Source organism: Nostoc sp., from assembly GCF_036917435.1.
In the GTDB taxonomy this organism is placed as follows: Bacteria; Cyanobacteriota; Cyanobacteriia; order Cyanobacteriales; family Nostocaceae; genus Nostoc.
In genome coordinates, this window is the sequence record NZ_JBALDM010000042.1 from 173534 (window position 1) to 195541 (window position 22008).

A 22008-nucleotide genomic window follows, 5' to 3' on the forward strand; every position below is an offset into this window, starting at 1 on the left:
TGAGGTTAAGGAGGCAGTTCTTGCTGGATAAATCCCCATACACAAATTTAGGCGTTCCGTGAGCGTCAGCCGGACGGGGACTTAATAATGACTAAGTAAAAATCCCAACAGCTAGATGCGATGTATCCTTTGGTTTACGTGGATTTTGTTACTTTCCATAGAACCTTATTGATCTGCTGTAACTTTGAGTTGTAAACTTTTTCAACACCAGCTTTTAAGAAATCAGATGGTTCGACCAAGAACAAAAATATATCAGTAAAGCCATTAGCTATCTTTGGTAACTGATTTTTTCCTACAATTTGATATTGTACTTTTGGATCTAGCAAATAACTAAGTACTTGTACTGACGACATTATATTGTCAGTGCTACTTATTAATAGTGGTTTATTACCTTGACTAACAATGTTAGCAATTTTCGGAAAATCTTCGTATTTTTCAGGTAATTTGTTCCACCACATCTGGGCTTGAGAGTTGAGTATACAAGATACAATTCCGCTCATAATCAACATAAACGTTACAAGCGACCAGAGTTTGTTTTGCCAAGCTTTAGTATTAATGGACGCTATCTTAGTCGTCAATAGGTAAGCAATCGCTAACTCTATACCTAAAACTGAGGAAAGTGTATATCGACTAGTAGCATATCGTTTTTGAAAGATGAAATCTGCTATCAGTAGAGGAATCCCTACCGATCCAATCAAGGTTAAGACAAATAACCAAACTTTTTTAGGGGTTCTTCGACAAAGAAAATAAATTGAGTAAATAGTTAAAGTTAAAATAATTAAAATAAAAGGAATTAAGGCGATCTTAACTATTCCTGGAGCATCAGGACTAATACCTAAATCAAGAAATGGACGACTATAAAGCCCTGCCCACCTCATAGCTGATGCAAAGAATGTTTGTTTGGCGTTTGCCCAACTTACTGATTCTGGCTGAGGGTTGGTAATAATAATCCAAATCCAAGGTACAAAACTCATCACCCCTGCAAGTGATGAAATCAGGTAATAAATCGATGTTTTACTCAATCGGAAGCGTTCGATTGCTATTAGATAAATTCCTTGTCCAAAGGCAACCAAGGTAAAAAATAGATGAGTATAAAATCCTAATGATAATGTTATTGCATAAATACCCCAACTAACTTTTGTTTTCAGGCGTATGGCTCGCAACAGTGCTACGCTCGACATTAAGATGGTTACTATCCATAAACTGTATGCTCTTACTTCTTGTGCATACACGAGATGAATGGGTGAAACGGCTATCAACGCGATCGCCATCCACCCTACTAGTGAAGACTCAAATAATTCTAGACATAGCAAATAAAGAAGAGGAAAGGTAAACAGACTAATAAATACCGAAAAACTTCTCGCCACTGCTATAGAATCGCCAAACCACTCCAGCCAAAACCGGGTGATTAAAATATATAGGGGCAGAATCTGTGAGTCCTCTACAGCAATCCCTTTAATTGTGTCACCTGCGTCTTTTTCTGCATTAGGATACTGGTATTTATGCAAATCTTCTATAGTGAACACCCGGCCATCACTTAACTGCTTATTCATTTCTGACTGCAAATAGCCAGATATGCGTAATGATGAAAAAGCTTCATCCCCCCAGTACACTTTTTTATCAAGATTGGCAAAGCGAAAAAATACACCTATTACTAATAGGATGATAATTAAAAAACGTAACCCAGACTTAGAAATATTCCAGTTCTGTAACGATTGGTTTTCCATACAGTTTAGAAAATTATTAGGAACATTAGAAAACAATATCAGCAAAACTTAAAAACAGTTTTTATGGTAGCTTCTTTAAATATTTAGATTTAACATATCAGTTGTGAGCTAGTAAGTAAGTGTCTAATTAAATTACCTCAGATTAACACTTAATTTAGAATCAAAATTCTATTAGGACTTACGCAAAACTACACGCAGTAGGGGCAACTAATGAATTCCCCCTACCGGAAACTCAAGGTTTGGGCTATTTTTTACGTAAGTCCTGTCTCTATAAAAATACTTGGGCTAAAGGTATCCTATTTACAAAAAATGAGAATCAGAAAGTTTGTAGATTTACGGAAATAAAATACCATACCGAATGTAATTTTCACTTGAAATGATACAGTATAAATTGATCTAAATGTAAAATAATTGTGTTAAAAACAAAAAGATTTGATAAACTTTATGCAAAGATACCATAAATACGGATTCGGGTAGGATTGTAGCTAAAAGTCCGTTAAGGCTTATAAATCTCTCAGTAAGCCTAAAACTCAGTGTCTTCAGACCTGAGAGTGTCAATGAGTAGTCTGAGCGATCGCACATAAGCTGAAAATACTTTAATTTGCATCCTCAAAAAAATAAATCTCTTGTGGCGTGGGCATCTTGCCCGCCCTAGCTGTGCAAATAAAATGCACGACAGCTTACCAATTAAATGAGTAATGAGAAAATACCCATTACTTCTTACTCATTACTCATAACTTCAAAAATAAAGACAGTTGGAGTCGGGGATTTAAACCCCAACTCAACTGAGCGCAAAGTGGCGAAAGTGACCACCGGGGAGTATCCCCGTGGCGAGCTTTGCGGTGCGTCACGGTTTCCGTGCGCCCAACTTTGTAAGAATACTAAGTGTTTTGGTTAGGGTCTTAAACCCTTGAATTTACGATAATGTGTCTTTTTTAGCTTCTCGCTCCCTGCCATGTATGTGGATCATTTTGTAACCTTCTCCACTGATTGCCATCTTGCAGTAATATAGAACTCCTATTTGATTTTTGAAAAAACTCGGTACACCTTAATCTTCTAGAATCCTTTTGCCTCTAGTTAGTAAATCAAAAATCTGTATCTAAAATGGGCTTGTAGCATATAAAACGGTTGTAAGATTTTTATGACTTCCCGTATTCGCTTTTTGATGTGTCCTCCTGACCACTACGATGTAGACTATGTGATTAATCCCTGGATGGAAGGGAACATTCATAAATCATCGCGCGATCGCGCCGTGCAACAGTGGCAGGGATTACACCAGATTCTTAAAGAACACGCCATTGTAGATTTAGTAACACCCCAAAAAGGTTGGCCTGATTTGGTTTTTACCGCCAACGCTGGCTTAGTACTGGGGGATAATGTTGTCCTCAGTCGCTTTTTGCACAAAGAACGTCAGGGAGAAGAACCTTACTTCAAACAATGGTTTGAGGAAAATGGTTATACAGTTAATGAACTTCCCAAAGATTTGCCCTTTGAAGGCGCAGGAGATGCACTGCTAGATCGGGAAGGACGCTGGTTATGGGCGGGATACGGTTTCCGATCGGAATTAGATTCTCACCCTTATCTAGCTAAATGGCTGGATATTGAGGTTCTCTCTTTACGACTCATAGACGAACGTTTCTATCACCTGGATACCTGTTTTTGTCCCTTAACAAATGGCTATTTACTGTACTATCCAGGCGCTTTTGATTCTTACTCCAACCGCTTAATTGAAATACGAGTCGCACCAGAAAAGCGAATCGCAATTGCTGAAGCCGATGCAGTCAACTTCGCTTGTAATACGGTGAATGTAGACAGCATTGTAATCATGAACAAAGCGAGTGATGCTTTGAAAACCCGTCTTGCAGATGTGGGTTTCCAAGTGCTGGAAACACCGTTAACTGAGTTTCTCAAAGCTGGTGGTGCAGCTAAATGTTTAACCTTGCGGGTAACAGAACCAGTTAGAGATGAAATTCATGCCAATATCTCGGTAGAAAGCCGGATCATTCGCATGGAAGGACACTTACTTGATGCTGGCTTAATTAACCGCGCCTTGGATTTGATTATAGATGCTGGGGGAAGTTTCCAAGTTCTGAATTTCAACTTGGGAGAACAACGGCAAAGTACCTCCGCCGCCGAGGTGAAGGTATCAGCACCATCTCATGAGGTGATGGAAGAAATCATTTCAATGTTGATTGATTTGGGTGCAGTAAATTTACCCCATGATGAGCGAGATGCCATCTTGGAACCTGTGATCCAAGATGGTGTAGCGCCTGATGATTTCTACGTCAGTACAATTTATCCTACCGAAGTCCGAATTGATGGACAGTGGGTGAAGGTAGAAAATCAACGGATGGATGGTGCGATCGCAATTACTCAAACTCCCACTGGCGTAGTAGCTAGGTGTAAAATACTCCGCGATTTAAAAGTTGGCGAACAGGTAATTGTAGATGTGTTAGGTATCCGTACCATTCGCAAAACAGAATCGCGCGAACTCCGCAACACCCAAGAATTCAGCTTCATGTCGGCGGGCGTTTCCAGCGAACGGCGCGTGGAATTGGTGGTTGAACAAGTAGCTTGGGAATTACGGAAAATCCGCGATGCTGGCGGTAAAGTAGTTGTCACGGCTGGGCCTGTGGTAATTCACACTGGTGGCGGCGAACACCTGGCGCAACTGATTCGGGAAGGATATGTACAGGCATTGCTGGGTGGAAATGCGATCGCAGTTCATGACATCGAACAAAATATCATGGGCACTTCCTTGGGTGTAGACATGAAGCGGGGTGTCGCCGTTCGTGGTGGACACCGCCATCACTTGAAGGTAATTAATAGTATCCGTAGATACGGCAGCATTCATAAAGCTGTGGAGGTAGGGGCAATTAAGAGTGGCGTAATGTATGAATGCGTCCACAATAATATACCTTTTGTGCTTGCGGGATCGATTCGGGATGACGGGCCTTTACCTGATACCCAAATGGATTTGATTCAAGCACAGGAGGATTATGCCAAACACCTGGAAGGTGCGGAGATGATTTTGATGCTGTCATCGATGCTGCACTCCATTGGCGTAGGGAATATGACTCCGGCGGGGGTGAAAATGGTGTGTGTGGATATTAATCCAGCTGTGGTGACTAAGTTAAGCGATCGCGGTTCTGTAGAATCTGTTGGGGTGGTGACGGATGTGGGATTATTCCTTAGTCTGTTGATTCAACAGTTGGATACGTTGACAAGTCCTTATGTGAATAAGGTAGGTTAGGAGAACGAACCGCAGAGGCGCAGAGGACGCAGAGAGAGGGAGATGATAAGAGTAGCTTTTAGTGAGGAGTTGCAGGTTAATTGGATCAGTTTGATTGCTGATTTTATGCTGGTGGGGATGGTTTTTGGCCCGCCTATCGCTCCCTTTTTGGCTGCGTCTGGGGTGTCTTTGCTTCCTGGGATTGCGGACATCATTTATTTCATGGGTAATCATGTATGTCCGCAACCAAACACGGGGTTAGATTTAGCACCACCGTTTATTATGGCTGTGTGTATGCGCTGCTACGGCACTGTCACGGGTTTGTTGATTACTCGTCTGCTATATGGGGTAACTGGTGGTAAGGGATTTTACTGGTTAAGTCAGTATGGCTGGAGTGGTGTGGCGATCGCCAGTGTGCTGATGATGGCTTATCCTTTGGAATTGGCAGCACAAGTTTTAGGTTTGTGGAGTTTTAATAATTATGTGGTTACGCCTTTTGGGTTAATTACGGGTTTGGCGTGGGGATTGTTTACAATGCCGATTTTACACGGGTGGCGGGGTGCTAAAGAAGATAAAAGAGCGATCGCTACCAACCAATAACTGCTAAAGTTGATACTCTTGCAAATTCTTGATCCGCCGTTACTAGGTTCGCAGTTGCCTGAAGCGCCATCGCTGCAATGATTGCATCGGGTAGTTTCAGCCGATATTGTTGACGAAGTTGGATAATTTGCTCAATTAACACTGTATCATCACTCATTAAACTAACAACTTCAACTCGTTGGATAAATTGCTGAAAGACTTGGCGATCTCCCTGACTCAACGCAGAAAATGCTAGAAATTCAATTTGACTAATAATTGAAATTCCGATCCAATCAGCATTTTGCAACAGTTGCAGTAGTTGTGAATTACCTTGTAACAGTGCCACGATCGCATTTGTATCCAACAAGTAGCGACTACCATTCATCCCGTAGTACCCTTTGCATCGCTAGTCCATCTCCCTCCCAGAGCAACTTTCCCGCAAGATCGGAAAAATCATAATCAGATTTTTGTGTTCTATCTAATGCAACCGGATTCAGAACAACTACGATATTCACCTGTCCAGGCGCTAACTCTGTTGGAATGTCAAGATGCAAATGCCCCGATGCATCAATAGTTGTCGTCAGTTGAAAAATTTCCATTGTTATCCCAGCTATTGAACCCTGGTTTAATTTTAATGCGATGTCTAGGACAGGCTATGCCTACGCACCATTGCACTAACAGCCTTGGTTATCGTTAACCTAAGTTCCTCAACCATTCGTAATTACGAATTATAATCTATCCCTCTCCGAGTCGGAGAGGGACGGTTTTACATAGTAAAACCAGGGAGAGGTCTTTCTTTATCCTTATCGTCTCACCCTAATACCTACCTTCACCCTCTGAGATCCTTCAACAATCTGGTAAAGTTTGTCTTCAAGCTTTTGCATACATGCCGACCAATCAAATTCAAGTATAGAGGGGCGAGCCTGCCGAGTCATATCTGCTTTCAAATCGGGATTTTCTAAAATTGCAATCACCTTTTGAGCAAAGTCTGTAGGGTTGTTAGGTTGAGCAAGAAAGCCGTTCTGACCAGGAGATACCTGTTCTGAAGTTGAGGGTGCAACAACCGCAACTAGAGGGGTTCCAGATGCTAGCGCTTCGTTATTTGTAGTGCAGAAGTTTTCGGTAACGGAGGGATTCACAAAAATATCCGCTCTAGCAAACCAGCCTAAAAGTTCTGTACCATGAGACTCACCCCAGATAGTAATACCCGATCCAAACTTTTTAGCACGCTCACGAATCTCTTCATCCAACGGGCCACTACCAACAATCACTAGATGAACATCAGGAATTTTAGCAGCTATGAGTGGAAATATATCAAGCAGCTGATTAACATTCTTTTCGGGGGTAATGCGTCCGACAAACAAAAGAGTTGGTCGGTTGTCGTTAGGAATGGGATTATAACAAATGTTGCGCGGATGGAATTTTTCGCAATCAATGCCTTGATAAGGGACATATTCAGCACGTTGGCATTTCAGTTCTTCGTATTTAGTGAGTTGTTCTCTAGAAGAAAAGTAATTGAAGTCATAAGACTCACTAAATTGCTTGACTAAAACGGGAACAATCGGGCGAACAAAGTTAAAGAACTTATCTCCAAAATAATATTTGATATACGCAACGATATCAGTATGGAAAAGTGATATTATTGGCGTACCTGTTCGTTTCGCGTATTCGACACCAATCGGACGACCATAACCTTGCAAGAAAAATGAGTATAAACCTCTCATTTGCGCGGCTTCTTCAACCAAGATAATATCAGGCTTAAATTTCTCCAGCAACTTGGTATCACTCCAATGCCGATGATTTAATGGTTGAGGAAGAGACTTATAGAATAATAGCGGTTCCGTGGGAAATGCGTAAGCAGAGAAATTGGGGAAAGACTGAATTTCCTCCAAACCTACCATCGGGCGATCGCCAACATTTTTGGGGTAGCGATCGTTGATTTGTGGATGAACTAGAAAAACCTCATGTCCTTGCTCTAGCAACCAACGAACTCGTTGGTGAACTGCGACTGAAACACCAGTCAAGAAAGGAGCATACAATCCTGTAAATAGTGCAATGCGAAGTTTTTGTTTAGTCATAATAAAGGGGAATATTTCACAAAAATGCTGGTTTTGAATTCAGGATTTACGCAGCTTATGTTTCATAAACATCCTGATTATCTAGCTAGTAAATTCCTATGAATTCGGTTGTAGTAAGAATTTACAGATTTTCAAATAGCCGAAATTTTCGATTGTAAAGTAGATGTTTATAAACCGGGATTGAAACTATCAAAACATCGAAAATACTAAGTCAAAATCCCCCTTAATATATTTGTCTAAACCCTTGCCATTAATGCAAATACATTTTGACAATCAACAATACAAAATGTGTATTCTGACAAGAGTTATAGCTAATATAGTTGTACTAAATATAATATAATTTGAAGACTAGGGAATGTTTAGTGTAATAACTTTCATGCCCTAGTTTATATTTTAGCGATTTAATTCAAAGAGAAACTTTGCTATCAATAGGCTGATCTAACCATTGATAAGGGCGATATTCTACTAACCGGACATTCCAAGGCCCTTGAATTCGATAAGAGACACCGCGCCAGGTGACTGTTGAGATCCAAATGGATGATAGCATCGCTAACCCATAAACCCACTGTGTTAGGGGAATCCCAATTAACATTTTGATGATTGTAGCACCTGATAATTTTGCGATCGCCTGGTCATTAGAGCGAACCACTCGCTGAACCTCTAATTCCAACACAAGCATTATTAAGAGTAGTGCTACAGTATAGACACAATAACAGCCTAATAAGATAACCGCAGCTTCCCATTTTGCCTGCAAGAAGGACTCTAGAATTAAGATGATGAGTGCAGTCGGAAACAAAATGCTAGAAATAGCTTCACTGACTAAAGCTAACCAACGTGGGTGATACAGTCGAGAATAAAGTATCAAGCGCTTGAGATAGTCGATTAAGTTGGATAAATCAGTCTCTTCACGATTGACAATTAGCAGCGAAGGCACAAACTTTACCTGAAATCCATGTTTCTTGAGGATGTCGTGCATCATAAAATCTTCGCCTAAAGCTTGTCCCCACTTATCTAGGAGTTCTGTTTGGCGAAGCACTTCTGTTTTCACAGCCAAACTTCCACCCCAAGGAATCTGGAAGATAAACATTTGCACTACTGTGGATACATTACCGATGTACCGCACTAAAGATCCCCAATACCTACCTGTAGGTACATACCAACGATTACCTGTTGTCGCCCCTACTTTAGCATCACCTAAAGGACTGACCAATTCTCGCAGCCAATTCACATGAACTATGGTATCAGCATCTACTAAGGCAACCACCTTGTAGGAATCATCCAACTCACGCACAGCTTGGACTAAGGAACTACATTTTAGACTACAATTGTTGCGTACTATTCTCAAAGGGCTAATTTGAACGTTGGTTGCTTCTTGCTCTGTGATGGTTTCACTGGCAATTTTCCAAGCGGGATCTTCGTGACTATCAACGATCAATTTTAAATCATACTGGGGATAGTTTTGGTTCAGCAGCGATCGCAAACATCTAGGCAAAAACGGATCGGCTCCGCGTAAGCAAAGAATCACTGCTGTTTTGGGTAACTGATCATCTGGTAATAAGTTTTTTTTAGATGAGCGCAGATACCATATAAAGACAAGCGTAAAACACACCTGAATAACCAACCAACCCATCAAAGACTTAGACAAAAATATCGCCAAATCTTCCATTAAATTTTTAATCTCCGATAGGATTAGGGGTTGGAAATTGGGCATGGGGCATGGGGCATAGGGCATTGGGCATAGGGCATAGATTATTAATTTTTCTCCATTCCCCATTCCCCATTTCCCATTCCCAATTCCCAATTCCCACTAGCTTTATGAATCCAGCGAATACTTCATCATGATGTTCACAGTTGTATTTTTGTTGACAACAAAACTGGCATCACGAAACTTTGGTGTACCTGTTTGTATAGACACAGTTGGATTTTTAGAAATCCCAAAACCTTCTGTGGGAATACCAAAAAAGTCTTTATGGAGTTTGCGATCGCCATTTTGATCGTCAAGTACGCTAACAGCATAAGTTCCAGGCTTCAAACCGGAGAATTCTTTTTTTACAGAAGTGCCAGTAATTTTAGTGCAGCCACCTTGAGATCCCTTAGAATTACTCGTGGGAAATCCTTGTTCAGTTGCGTAAACTCTGAAGCAAATCTCACCTTTTTTGTGTTGTATGCCATTGACTACAATACTAAGTGTTGCAGTTGGTTCTGCATTAACTGTTTTAGCAAAGCTGAGGCTTACTAAAGTAGCAAGTAAAACATGAGAGATATGAGATAGTTTCAGCATAATTTTGTGGTGATGAATAGGTAATTTTGCAACTGGGTAAAAGCTAGTAAGTACAGCTTTTATTTTTGAACTGATTCGTTCAATTTATGACTTGATGTTTTTTAATTGATGCTAGTTGCCAACGTTTCCAAAGTACTTGCAGCACCCTTAGTAAATCTTTCAGCAAAAGATATTCTGCCCCTTTTAACTGCTGATATAAACTTATATGACAATACAGCCGCTCATTCAAACTCAGAGGGCTACGCCATATAGATAGTAGATACTCCCAAATTATTCTCCAATGTGGCAATAAAATTTTTCCTTGCTTTGCTGAATCAAACCACACTGTATAGGCATAAAAATCAGGTAGCATACTCATTGACGGTTTTTTATTGTTGTTAGCAAACAACAAATAATTAGGGAAATACATACTCATTGATTGTTGCGGATGGCTTCTGGCAAAAAACAGGTATTCAGGGATTTCATAAAATCTACCAAGAATGCCAAGTCTTAACAAAAGAATTCCATCTGCATTACCATAACCACCCATCTGCGGTATTCTTCTCAAGGCACTGGCACGAATTACTCCGTAACATTGATAACATAAATGTTTCGTCAGTAATTCGTGAAAACGGTCGTGTGGTTTTAGCGCATCTGCCTTAAGTTTGATATCGTAATTTTGGAGAAAATTATCCTGTTCATCAATGAAATATGTCTGGGAGTGACACAAGATTATGCTAGGGTCTTGGTCAAGTACCTCAACACACTTTTTGATAAAATCTGGAGCATGTAGATCGTCATAAGCTGCCCACTTAAAGTACTCACCTGAAGACAATTTAAAGACACGATTAAAGTTACGAGCGCAACCTATATTATTGTCATTGCGGTAGTAACAAATACGTTGGTCTTTCTCAGCATAAGCTCTACAAATTTCCTCAGTTTTATCTGTAGATGCATTATCTGAAATAATTAGTTCAAAATCTTCAAAGGTTTGATCCAAGAGTGAATCTATAGCTTTTTTGAGAAATTTTTCACCATTGTATACAGGTAATCCGATGCTCAATCGTGGCTGATTGTTACTCATAATAAGTATTCGGAAAATCTGTGAATTATTTTATGCTCAATTGCAGATAATTGTGGTATCTAGATTCCCGACTTATTTAACAAGTCGGGAATCTAGAGGACTATTTAATCAAGTTTTGGATATCTGTTTTTTGCAGCCATTCATGTGTTCGCTGCATTCCTTCTTCTAAGTCAATTGTTGGTTTATAATTTAACAAGCTTTGTGCTTTGACAATAGAACAAGCATAAGGACGAGTCATAAAATCTATAGACTCTGGTAAAATATCAACTTTTTTCCTAAAAAGTTTTTGTCCTTGAACACGTAGCTTTAGAAACAACTTGATTTCATCTTTCGATAATGAAAGAGGTGCTTGTAAGCCTTCCATTGCTGCTAAACGCATAAAATACTCTTTCCAGGAAGTTTCTTGTCCATCAGTGATATTAAATATTTCACCGTAGGTTTCTTTTTCTATCGCTAGAAAGATGCCAGCAATCAGGTTATCTATATATACGTGATTGATTACTCCTTTAGCATCATTGGCACAGGCAAATAATTTTTGACGCATCATCAAAATTGGTCTGACTATCCAAGGTATACTTCCTGGCCCGTAAACATCTCCAGATCGAATAACGATGATGCCAAAATCTGGAGGATTATTCAGTTCTAAAACTGCTGTTTCGGCTTCTATTTTTGTTTCACAGTAAGGATTATTTGCGCCGGAAAGTGGCCCGGATTCTGTAACACCATTAGGATAGTTGAAGCCGTAAACCATCACACTGGAAAGATGCACAAATGTTTTGACACCAGCTTGTTTAGCAGCTTTAGCCATGTTGACAGTACCGCCAACATTCACATCACGAAAATTCTTAATTGCGCCAGCTTCTTCGGCAAGTTGATCTGTATGTAAAACAATATCTACTCCCTGACAAGCCTTTTGAGCAATAGTAGAATCGGTGATACTACCAATAATTATCTCAACACCTAAATTCTGTAATTGTTTATTCTGTTCTTTAGAACTTTGCAGTCCACGAACCTTCATCCCTTGATCTATGGCTAACTCGGCTGCACGCAAACCGACAAATTCATCAATACCAGTAATTAGCAGGGTTTTGTCTTTGAGGTTCATATAGTTGGGGTATACCAATTTTGGATTTTAGATTTTGGATTCAAACAAAAGCGCTAGCTTTCATGGTTTGTAGTAAGCACTTCAGTGCTTAGAAAATAATGACTAAAGTCCTGATTTCAAAATTGATTTATCCATCAATTTCAATATTTATTAAAAGCAAATTGTCTTGCTTAGAAAATATCTCCAGGGTCTGCGGAGCGGAGTTTGTTGATAGCAAGCGCTCCTGATGTTATACACATTAAAACTGTTGAAGTTAAAACTATCAATGCATTATTAGTGGTCATAACTATTGGTAGTTTAGTTGCTTCTGCCGCAAAACTATATAACAAGATAGAAGTAAGAAATCCAGGGATATAACCTAAGATTGCCAAAATGAAAGCCTGCTGAAATACTACATTCAACAAATAGCTATTGGCATATCCGATGGCTTTTAAAGTGGCATAAGCAACGAACTGGGTAGCAATATTGCTGTAAAGAATTTGATAAACAATAACTACACCAACCACCGCAGCCATTGTCAACATTAAGTTAAGAATAAAACCAATGGGGGTTCTGACTGCCCAGTATTTTTTTTCAAAATCAATGAAGCCTTGGCGGGTAAAAACTTGGACATCATTAGGCAAACTTGCTTGCAAATTTTTCAGTACTTTTTCGGCATTAGTACCAGGTTTGAGGGAAATCAAACCGATATCTATCATATCCGCCGGACGGCTATTAGGATTTATCCTCAAGAAAGTTGAGTCACTAACAAGTAAATTTCCGTCTACCCCAAAGGAAGGCCCTAAGCTGAATAAGCCACCAATTCTGACTCTATAGCCAATTAATGAATTGTAGGGAAATATTTCAATTGTCTGTGCAGTATCTCCCGCATCAAATTTTTCAGCTATTGGGCCAAACTCTGGGCGAGAACCCCGATCAAAAAGCACAACATCAGGAATTTTGAGTTTATCTAAATTTTTCTCCACTTCTGGGAGATTCATTACCGGTCTACCTGGATCGAAACCAATAACATATATTGAATATTTCTCACTAGTTGCCGGATTTTTCAGTTTAGCAAATTGCAAATACATGGGGCTAACTGACTCAACGCCATCAAAGCCCAGAGATTGGTACAAACGAGTCCGCGAAAAACTCTGATTTGAAGTCAAAGATTTATATTGCGAACTGACTACAAATAAATCTCCCTTGAGATTCTGATGTACAGCAGTTGCACTAGAATAGAGGGCATCTTGGAAACCAAGTTGCACAAACATTAGCAACACAATAAAACCAATCCCGGCTACAGCTACTAGTAAACGAACTTTTTGTTGCGCTAGCTGTAGCCATCCTAAAGGAATTTTGAAATTCATGGATTTATTTGTCATTTGTCATTGGTCATTTATCATTGGTCATTTGTCATTTGTGAATGACTTATGCCAATTGACTAAATATGAATGGCTACATCCACTTGTAAGTTAGTTAAACGAGCGACCTTTTCACTATCTGCGGAATTATCGATGGAGATTTTAACTTCAACTATTCTGCGGTCTGTATCTGAACCAGGGTTAAGGCTGAAGATGTTTTGCTTGTCAACTTGCCAACCAATCTCTTTTACAGTTCCTTTTATTGTTCCAGTAAATGCAGTGCTGGTAATTGTGGCTTTTTGTCCTACACGCACTTTTTGAACATCGGTTTGATACACCTCTGCAATCACATACATTTGAGATGTTTTACCGACTTCAGCAAATCCTTTGTTGGTGCTGATTACTTCTCCGGTTTTGGCATGAATTTTTAAAATTTTGCCATCTATGGGAGATTTAATGTAACTTAAATCCAAGTCGGCTTTTGCTTGTTGAACGGAAGTTGTGGCACTGTTGACTTGAGTTTGTGCCACCTGAACATCTACGCTACGCACTTCGCTAATACTGGTGAGTTGTGCTTGTGCTTGTTTGCGTTGTGCTTGGTATGTGTCTTGAGTCCGCTTGAGGGTGGCTTGGGCTTCTGTTAGCTGCTGTTGCGTAGTTTTGAGTTGCAAAGCTTTGGTATCTGCTACGGAAGCCGCGATCGCACCTTGTTTATATAATTGCTGATAGCGATTGTTCTCGGCTTGAGCGTTGTCTACTTCCGCCTGGATGCGGGCGATTGTTGCCTGTTGAGTAGCAACGTCTCCTTTATATTGTGGCTCTAAACGTGCGATCGCAGCCTTTTGAGCATCAACATCTGCCGTTTTACCTCCAGATTTAACCTGCGCTAATTTAGCTTTGGCAACTTGCAACTGGTCTAAAGCCTGTTGCAATGCACTTCTAGAACGACCATAATTTTCTAGATAGGCCAGTAATTGCCCTGCTTTAACCGCATCTCCTTCTTTTACTAACAGTCTATCTACTCGCACCCCATTATTAGAAGCAGGAGCAGTCAAAGAAGTAACTTCGCCTTCTGGTTCCAAACGTCCCAAGGCTGTCACAGCAACCTTTGCAGGCGTAGCAGCTTTTGGCGGATTCGCTGCTGGTGTCACAACTTTAGGTTTAGACCAAAATGGTACCAAACTATAAAAAGCTATTAATCCGGCCGCTAGAGTGAGAGAAGCTGCTAAAATTATTTGCGATCGCCCTACCGGTTTTGTGAATAATCGGCTTTCTTTATTTACTGCCATCTTTTCATTCCAATTCTGTTTTCTAGGGGATAGCCTGGTTATATTTAGTCGATTAGATATAGACTCATCTGCAAATTACCAAGAGGATTTTTCCTCTAGAGTTTCTACCTTAATAAACTGGATGGGTCTAAATTGGTTTTATATGAATTGTTGTACGCTTTTACCGCCCAAACTAACTATTGTGGCGTGAAAATTAATTGTGGTGTTACTTCAAAGCTTCCTAAGTTATATCCTAATTTGACATCTAGTCCAGTAGCGTAAAATACAATAGCGCTAACCAGAAAACTTAACTCTCAAGAACAACGAAGCGCTAATAAAAATCAAATTAAAACTTGGATAAACTTGTCATTAAGTATGGCGTAAAAATGCAATTTTGTCAATCGATTTAATTTGTATAAGTCTTGATTCTCTCACTAAAATATTTCATCATAGTAAAATTTTACTCATCACTAATACTTCGTCTGCTAATTGAATACCAACAGATGGTTCGTTATTAAGCAGATTTGATATTACTAACAGATTATTATTAGCAAGGTTGTGTACTATAAGACATTATTATTGCTTTTGCTCATAGTAATTAAAGGCCGGTTAGAAACCGCGTCTACAGAGGCACAATGCACCTTGATCGCTGATTTAACGGATTTAAGGATTTCACGGCATGAAGGATTTTTTCGGTTTAAGATCCCAAGCATTACACGTAGCCCTACTTTCAGTCGGGGTTTAAATCCCTCTCTGAACGCGAAGAGGGTGCCGTAGGTAAACTGTTTTATCACTGATTTAATAATCCGTAAAGGCGGACTTTGTTTGTGTAGCCGCAGATTTAATTCGCTTTTTAACTGCCTTTTTGACTAATGCAATCATGATTATGTTTATCACCGAACATACTAAAAATTAACATTTGCTTTATAAATAACCGCTTTGCTTCTTAAGTTGACTTATATTGAAAAATAACCCAAAACTTTGACTCAATTATGATGCTTCTCTGAAAAAACATACTTATGGTTGTTAAGTTTATCTATGTATTCATTGAATTGTTACTTACTAGACAACAGATTTGTATTGTTAACTTAATTCAGCACAAATTTATCGTTAATGCGTAGATAACAAAATGTCTGACACATTTATAGAGTTATAAATTATACTTTTTTGCTTAATTTTATTCAAATTAACATCAGTAATTGGGGATGTTTATTTATAAAATAACTTTAAAGAAATGATTTAGTTTCTGTAAAGTATGTTAATATTTTTATTAATTCAATGTTTTAAAGTGGTTAGACAAACTAGTTCTTTAATTGAAATTTTGAAATTAAAAATAACTAAAGATAACTGCTTTTCCATCACCGTCTGCTCGTTTAATTACTTTTTCAGCTTGCATAAATTCGGATTAAAGGTGGTGTCTTTTGTGTAACGAACTTGTCAACTTTGCTGGTTCAAATAGCATAAAATATATTATCCCGAAGGTTGAAATTGGCTATGACATTGATCGAGATACAGAATATTGTCATTAACAACAGCTATGTTGCTGTGGTTAGGCTAGATAATCAAAAGCTTTCGGGTGAAAAAACGTTTCTGTTCTCTTAGCTACTCCTCAGTTTCCATCACTCCAGTAGGATACCATTACTCAAAATCTCTACCATTACAAATGGATTAAATTCACTGGTCAAGCAGCTATTACACTCCAAGACTATTTTACCAGTTTTAACAACGTCTTTGACTTATTGCCACAATTTAAATAGTCTAGCGTTGGATAACAATTTTTCGTGATTGCAGTGTGCCAAAGTCGCATATCCGCAGAATTCGTAATTACTTTTGCGCCAGGATTTCAGACATGCTAACTGCTTACAGAACAAGAGTTTTTGATTATTAGTAGGCAACAGAAATTACTGTATCTACACAATCCACAGTACTCACTATGCCCTATGTCTGCTTATTCAATTGATATTGCCTTAGCGGAGTTAGAAAGCCTTGTCAATAATTGTGAACAGGCTGTAATTAAGTCTATCGAAGGAAAAAAAATGAAGTCAGATAAACCAGTGTCAATCAACAAAATTAACAGACAATTACAACACAATCCTATTGCTATCGTTGGGATGGCTTCTCTATTGCCTAAAGCCAGAAATTTACGGGAATATTGGCAAAATATAGTAAATAAAATTGACTGTATTACTGACGTTCCTTCTACTCATTGGAGTGTCGAAGATTATTACGATCCGAATCCGAGAACTACTGAAGATAAAACTTACTGTAAAAGAGGTGGGTTTCTTCCAGAGGTTGATTTTAACCCGATGGAATTCGGGATACCACCCAGCATTTTGGAAGTCACAGATGTATCGCAACTATTAAGTTTGGTGGTTGCGAAAGAGGCGATGGAAGATGCAGGTTATGGCGAAAAACGTGAGTTTAGCCGCGAAACTGTTGGGGTAATCTTAGGCGTGGCTATGGCCAAGCAATTAGGAATGCCACTTTCTGCCAGATTGGAATATCCTATTTGGGAAAAAGTTCTCAAAAGCAGTGGTTTATCTGACGAAGATACCAAAAAAATCGTTGATAAAATCAAAAGCGCTTATGTGAAGTGGGATGAGAACGCTTTCCCTGGAATGTTAGCGAATGTAGTCGCCGGACGAATTGCTAATCGCCTAAATTTTGGCGGGATGAATTGCGTAGTTGATGCCGCTTGCGCTAGTTCCTTCGGTGCTTTGAAAATGGCAATTAGTGAGCTAGTTGAGCATCGTTCCGACATGATGCTGACTGGTGGTGTTGATACCGATAACACCATCATGGCTTACATCTCGTTCAGCAAAACACCGGCGGTTTCTCCTAGTGAAAATGTCAAACCTTTCGATGCTAAATCTGATGGGATGATGCTGGGTGAAGGTATCGGGATGATTGTCCTGAAACGGTTAGAAGATGCTGAACGGGACAATGATAAAATATATGCCGTAATTAAAGGTATTGGTACTTCCAGCGATGGGCGTTATAAGAGCATTTATGCTCCGCGCAAAGAAGGCCAAGTCAAAGCCTTAGAACGTGCTTATGAAGATGCCGGTTTTTCTCCCGCTACTGTTGGTTTGATGGAAGCACATGGCACCGGCACAATGGCTGGAGATCCGACAGAATTCGGATCTTTAAAAGACTACTTTGATCTACATGATGACAAAAAGCAGCACATCGCTTTGGGTAGTGTGAAATCGCAAATTGGACACACAAAAGCGGCTGCGGGTGCGGCGAGTTTGATTAAAACTGCTTTGGCTTTACATCACAAAGTATTACCGCCGACAATTAACATCACTGAGCCAAACCCCAAACTCAACATTAAAACTTCATCCTTTTATTTGAATACCGAAACCAGACCTTGGATTCGGGCTGAGGGTGAAGCGCCAAGACGTGCGGGTGTAAGTTCTTTCGGATTTGGTGGTACTAACTATCACGTTGTTTTAGAAGAATATGAAGCCGATCAAAACAACGCTTATCGCTTACATAGTGGTGCTAGTGAAATACTGTTGTTTGCTCCCACGGTAGAGCAATTGTTGAGCAAATCGGAAGAGATTTTAGGTAAGTTGCGATCGCCTGAAGCACCTACACATTACGCCCAATTAGTCAAGGAATGCAAATCACCACAGATTCCCCTCTCTGCTCCCCGATTTGGGTTTGTCGCGGAAAATCTCGAAGAAGCTTGCAAGTTTCTGCAAACTAGCATTGACTGGCTGAAACTCAAAGGAACAGCAGCATCTTGGGAACATCCCCAAGGGATTTATTACCGCGCTTCTGGTATGGAATTGGGCGGAAAAGTTGTCTCCCTATTTTCTGGTCAAGGTTCGCAATACTTGGAGATGGGACGCGAACTGGTGATGAATTTCCCTTTGATGCGCCGTCTTCATGGCTATATGGATAGCTTGTTAATCAAAGATAATTTGCAGCCGCTATCAGAAATTGTTTTTCCTCATCCGGTGTTTGAGGAAGCAGAAAAAAATGTCCAAATTGCTGCTTTACAACGCACAGAATACGCTCAACCAGCCATCGGGGTGTTGAGTGCAGGGATGTACAGCATACTGCAACAAGCTGGGTTTAAGTCAGATTTTGTTGCCGGTCATAGCTTCGGCGAACTCACAGCGCTATGGGCTGCGGGTGTTTTGAGTACGGAAGATTACTTGTTTCTGGTGAAAGCTAGGGGTCAAGCAATGGCTGCACCAGAAGACCCGGATCATGATGCGGGTAGTATGTTGGCTGTCAAAGAAGATATCAGCAAAGTGGAAGCTGTGCTGAGACATTTTCCCCAAGTTGCGATCGCAAATCAAAATTCCCCAACTCAATTTGTCTTGGCTGGGCCAACCGCAGAAATAGCGAGAATCAGAGAAGCTTTACACGAGAAAGGATATACAGCCGTATTGTTACCTGTTTCCGCAGCGTTCCATACACCGCTAATCGCCTTTGCTCAAAAATCATTTGCGATCGCCACTAAGTCTGTCAAATTCCAAACTCCCAAAATCCCTGTTTACAGCAACGTCACCAGTAAGCAGTATCCCAAAGAAGCGCAAAATATTCAAAAAATCCTGGAAACGCACCTTTCCAACTCAGTGCTGTTTAAGCAGGAAATTGAAAATATCTATGCGGCGGGTGGGACTTGCTTTGTGGAATTTGGGCCGAGGAGAATTCTGAGCAACTTGGTGAAAGAGATTCTTGGCGATCGCCCCCATCTTACCGTATCTTTAAACCCCAGCACTCAAAAGAATAGCGATCGCTCTTTGCGAGAAGCAGTTGTGCAGTTGCGGGTGATTGGTTTGGCTTTGAATAACCTCGATCCTTACCAACTTCCCCAAACTATTCCCCCAGTTGAGACGAAGAAGACATTAAATGTGCGTTTAAATGGTATCAACTACAGATCCGAAAAAACGAAAAATGCCTTCGCTTTAGCTTTGCAGGATGGGCATAAAGTCACATTACCCGCCCCTGAATATTCTGAAACTGCGGCTCCTTTGTTTAGCAGCCCAGGTCTAACTCCACCTGTAGCAGTGATAGAAACTAACGGGCATAAAAAATCCACCCCAGCAATGAACGTTGTGACTGCTAATATCATCACCCAAACAGAGCAACAGATGAATCCTGTCACCCTGTCGCAACCAGCCCAGGAATCGAAGATGCAACCAACGCCAGAAAAACTTACCAATTACGAACAACTTTTAGCAAGTTTAGAATACCTCCTGACACAGTTCCAGGAAAATCAAGCCGAGAATTTACAAGTTCACGGTACTTATCTCAACCATCAAATGGAATATGCTAAAGCGTTTTTCCAACTGATGCAGCAGCAGAATTCCTTGTTGAGTGAAAGTAAGTCAACAGCCGAAACTGCCAAAATGAAGCTTGTTGTCATGGAAAGCTTAGAGCGCAGCATGATGCAGTTTCATTCCCAACAAGGTGAAACTCTACGCATCCATGAACAATATCTACAAGAGCAGTTGGAATATACTAAGAGCTTTTTCCAACTCATCCAACAAGAGTATTCTCAAATTATCTCTGGTGAGGGTGTAACTCAATTAACAGAGAAATTAAGCAATTTCACTCCGTTCACCGCAGAAACAACTGTTACTGATGCACCTACCAAGTTAGTAGAAAGCCAACCTTTGCCCGTAGCTTTTACCCAAGAACCTCTCCCGGTTCTTGTAGAGCCAATACAGACACGAGCGATCGCGTCTCTACCAACTCCGCACTTCGCCACTGTTGAAACAATAGAGCCTGTAGTCGCGCCACCTGTAGCAGTTGTAGAACCTCAAGCTGAGGTTGTAGTCAAAATTAGCGCACCTCCAGTTAACGAAGTTGTTGCATTCACTCCAGAACCAGCATCTGTATCTAATGCAACCATCGATATTGTTGACTTGGATAAAAACCTCTTAGCCATCACCAGCGACAAAACCGGCTATCCAGTCGAAATGCTGGAAATGGACATGGATATGGAGGCTGATTTAGGGATTGACTCTATCAAACGGGTGGAAATTTTAGGGGCGCTACAAGAAATGTACCCCAGCCTACCCAAGCCCAATTTAGAAGAACTGTCAGAAAAACGCACCATCGGTCAAGTTGTAGAGTATCTGCAATCCCACGCTTCTAAAACTGTTTCTGTAGAAATTGCAGTTCACGAAGTACAACAAGTAACTGAGGTTCCAGTAGAGACTGCACCCGTAGTTGAGGTAATTGTCGCATTCACTCCAGAACCAGAACCCGCTATCAGTGATGAATTTGCAAACTTAGGTGAAACCCTGTTAGCCATCACCAGCGATAAAACCGGGTATCCAGTGGAGATGCTGGAACTGGACATGGACATGGAAGCCGACTTAGGGATTGATTCCATCAAACGGGTGGAAATCTTGGGGGCGATGCAAGAAACGTACCCCAACCTACCCAAACCGAATATTGAAGAACTCGGCGATCTCCGCACCATCGGTCAAATAGTTGATTACCTACAGCAGTTGGCTGGAGGTGAAAAAAAAAAGTCTGAACCTGAGTTTGTCCAACAGCAGCCACCCCAATTAGAGCATAATATCCAGCGCCATCTCGTCAAACTCAGAAGTCTACCACAGCCAGATTATTTGGATTTCACGTTACCAGAGGGACACATCGGTTTAATCACCGATGATGGTTCCCTCACCACCTATAAATTAGCTGAATCCTTAATTGAGAAAGGCTGGAAAGTAGTAGTTATCAGCTTCCCCCAATCGCTCATCGCTCAACAAGCGCCCTTACCCACAGGAGTAACCCGCGTCACCTTAGCAAACTTGAGTGAAGAACATCTCCAACAGCAATTGCAAGCGATCGCATCTCACTGCGGCGCGATCGGGGCTTTCATCCATCTACACCCAATGTTTGTAGGAAATCACACCGGGAGTATTTCTTATAACGAATCAGAAAAGGCGATCGTCAAGCACGTATTTTTGATGGCGAAACACCTCAAGCCTTCCCTCAACGAAGCTGCAAAGCATGGACGTAGTTGTTTTTGCACAGTTGCTCACCTTGATGGAGCCTTCGGTTTAGAGTATAAAGTCAACTTCGGTGCGATCGGCGCTGGTTTATTTGGATTAACCAAAACTCTCAGATGGGAATGGCCAAAAGTATTTACTCGTGCGATCGATTTAAGTCCCAGACTTGATGCTAAACAGTCAGTGCAAAACATCATAGCTGAACTTCACGATCCCAATCTTTATATCAGTGAGGTTGGGTATGGTTCACAGGGACGAGTTACTATTATTGCCGATTAAAAGGGTGATGTAGCAGTCTTATTTGAGTTGTGAAAAATACTGTTTTAACGAACCGCCAAGGACG

Annotated in this window: 13 protein-coding genes and 1 pseudogene; 4 read left to right on the forward strand and 10 right to left on the reverse strand. The window is 40.5% G+C overall.

The window, feature by feature from the left end:
* Positions 1-134: 134 nt before the first annotated feature.
* The gene (locus V7K98_RS20890; RefSeq protein WP_335025242.1) at positions 135-1763 is read right to left on the reverse strand and encodes a glycosyltransferase family 39 protein; all 1629 of its coding nucleotides are present in this window, start codon (positions 1761-1763) and stop codon (positions 135-137) included.
* Positions 1764-2868: 1105 nt separating this feature from the next.
* Between V7K98_RS20890 and argZ the strand changes: the two genes are divergently transcribed.
* Positions 2869-4980 carry a bifunctional arginine dihydrolase/ornithine cyclodeaminase gene (argZ, locus tag V7K98_RS20895; protein ID WP_335025243.1) on the forward strand — a complete coding sequence of 704 codons (2112 nt, stop codon included), beginning with the start codon at positions 2869-2871 and terminating at the stop codon, positions 4978-4980.
* 42 nt (positions 4981-5022) lie between these two features.
* Complete coding sequence (locus tag V7K98_RS20900) at positions 5023-5559, forward strand: DUF2085 domain-containing protein (protein ID WP_335025245.1); 537 nt, start codon at positions 5023-5025, stop codon at positions 5557-5559.
* Here V7K98_RS20900 and V7K98_RS20905 read toward each other — a convergent pair.
* From V7K98_RS20905 to V7K98_RS20945, 9 genes are all read right to left on the reverse strand, one after another.
* Complete coding sequence (locus V7K98_RS20905; protein WP_335025247.1) at positions 5546-5923, reverse strand: type II toxin-antitoxin system VapC family toxin; 378 nt, start codon at positions 5921-5923, stop codon at positions 5546-5548. The genes V7K98_RS20900 and V7K98_RS20905 overlap by 14 nt on opposite strands.
* Positions 5913-6137: a hypothetical protein gene (locus tag V7K98_RS20910; protein WP_335025249.1), complete on the reverse strand. Its 225-nt coding sequence runs from the start codon at positions 6135-6137 to the stop codon at positions 5913-5915. Before V7K98_RS20910 ends, V7K98_RS20905 begins: the two co-directional genes overlap by 11 nt.
* Positions 6138-6341: 204 nt before the next feature.
* Positions 6342-7616 (reverse strand): glycosyltransferase, encoded by a 1275-nt coding sequence (locus tag V7K98_RS20915; protein WP_335025251.1) that lies wholly within the window; start codon positions 7614-7616, stop codon positions 6342-6344.
* A 406-nt stretch (positions 7617-8022) separates the two neighbouring features.
* A complete protein-coding gene (locus tag V7K98_RS20920; protein WP_335025361.1) occupies positions 8023-9282 on the reverse strand; it encodes a glycosyltransferase in 1260 nt (419 codons plus the stop codon).
* A 147-nt stretch (positions 9283-9429) separates the two neighbouring features.
* Positions 9430-9897, reverse strand: coding sequence for a DUF2141 domain-containing protein (locus tag V7K98_RS20925; RefSeq protein WP_335025253.1), 468 nt, complete (start codon positions 9895-9897; stop codon positions 9430-9432).
* Positions 9898-9976: 79 nt separating this feature from the next.
* Entirely contained in the window at positions 9977-10960 is a 984-nt protein-coding gene (locus V7K98_RS20930) for a glycosyltransferase family 2 protein (RefSeq protein ID WP_335025255.1), read from the reverse strand.
* 100 nt (positions 10961-11060) lie between these two features.
* A complete protein-coding gene (locus V7K98_RS20935) occupies positions 11061-12065 on the reverse strand; it encodes an NAD-dependent epimerase/dehydratase family protein (protein WP_335025257.1) in 1005 nt (334 codons plus the stop codon).
* Between the two features lie 170 nt (positions 12066-12235).
* Positions 12236-13414, reverse strand: coding sequence for an ABC transporter permease DevC (devC, locus tag V7K98_RS20940; protein WP_335025363.1), 1179 nt, complete (start codon positions 13412-13414; stop codon positions 12236-12238).
* A 74-nt stretch (positions 13415-13488) separates the two neighbouring features.
* The gene (locus tag V7K98_RS20945) at positions 13489-14697 is read right to left on the reverse strand and encodes an ABC exporter membrane fusion protein (RefSeq protein WP_335025259.1); all 1209 of its coding nucleotides are present in this window, start codon (positions 14695-14697) and stop codon (positions 13489-13491) included.
* Between the two features lie 1473 nt (positions 14698-16170).
* Here V7K98_RS20945 and V7K98_RS20950 point away from each other — a divergent pair.
* Positions 16171-16433: pseudogene (locus V7K98_RS20950) on the forward strand (hypothetical protein).
* 183 nt (positions 16434-16616) lie between these two features.
* Positions 16617-21944: a beta-ketoacyl synthase N-terminal-like domain-containing protein gene (locus tag V7K98_RS20955; RefSeq protein ID WP_335025261.1), complete on the forward strand. Its 5328-nt coding sequence runs from the start codon at positions 16617-16619 to the stop codon at positions 21942-21944.
* Positions 21945-22008: the final 64 nt, after the last annotated feature.

Bases quoted from the DNA above. Each gene is read 5' to 3' on its own strand.
- V7K98_RS20905 (WP_335025247.1), bottom strand. From the start codon at position 5,923: ATGAATGGTAGTCGCTACTTGTTGGATACAAATGCGATCGTGGCACTG.
- V7K98_RS20915 (WP_335025251.1), bottom strand. From the start codon at position 7,616: ATGACTAAACAAAAACTTCGCATTGCACTATTTACAGGATTGTATGCT.
- V7K98_RS20945 (WP_335025259.1), bottom strand. From the start codon at position 14,697: ATGGCAGTAAATAAAGAAAGCCGATTATTCACAAAACCGGTAGGGCGA.
- V7K98_RS20920 (WP_335025361.1), bottom strand. From the start codon at position 9,282: ATGGAAGATTTGGCGATATTTTTGTCTAAGTCTTTGATGGGTTGGTTG.
- V7K98_RS20930 (WP_335025255.1), bottom strand. From the start codon at position 10,960: ATGAGTAACAATCAGCCACGATTGAGCATCGGATTACCTGTATACAAT.
- V7K98_RS20900 (WP_335025245.1), top strand. From the start codon at position 5,023: ATGATAAGAGTAGCTTTTAGTGAGGAGTTGCAGGTTAATTGGATCAGT.
- argZ (WP_335025243.1), top strand. From the start codon at position 2,869: ATGACTTCCCGTATTCGCTTTTTGATGTGTCCTCCTGACCACTACGAT.
- devC (WP_335025363.1), bottom strand. From the start codon at position 13,414: ATGAATTTCAAAATTCCTTTAGGATGGCTACAGCTAGCGCAACAAAAA.
- V7K98_RS20910 (WP_335025249.1), bottom strand. From the start codon at position 6,137: ATGGAAATTTTTCAACTGACGACAACTATTGATGCATCGGGGCATTTG.
- V7K98_RS20925 (WP_335025253.1), bottom strand. From the start codon at position 9,897: ATGCTGAAACTATCTCATATCTCTCATGTTTTACTTGCTACTTTAGTA.
- V7K98_RS20935 (WP_335025257.1), bottom strand. From the start codon at position 12,065: ATGAACCTCAAAGACAAAACCCTGCTAATTACTGGTATTGATGAATTT.
- V7K98_RS20955 (WP_335025261.1), top strand. From the start codon at position 16,617: ATGTCTGCTTATTCAATTGATATTGCCTTAGCGGAGTTAGAAAGCCTT.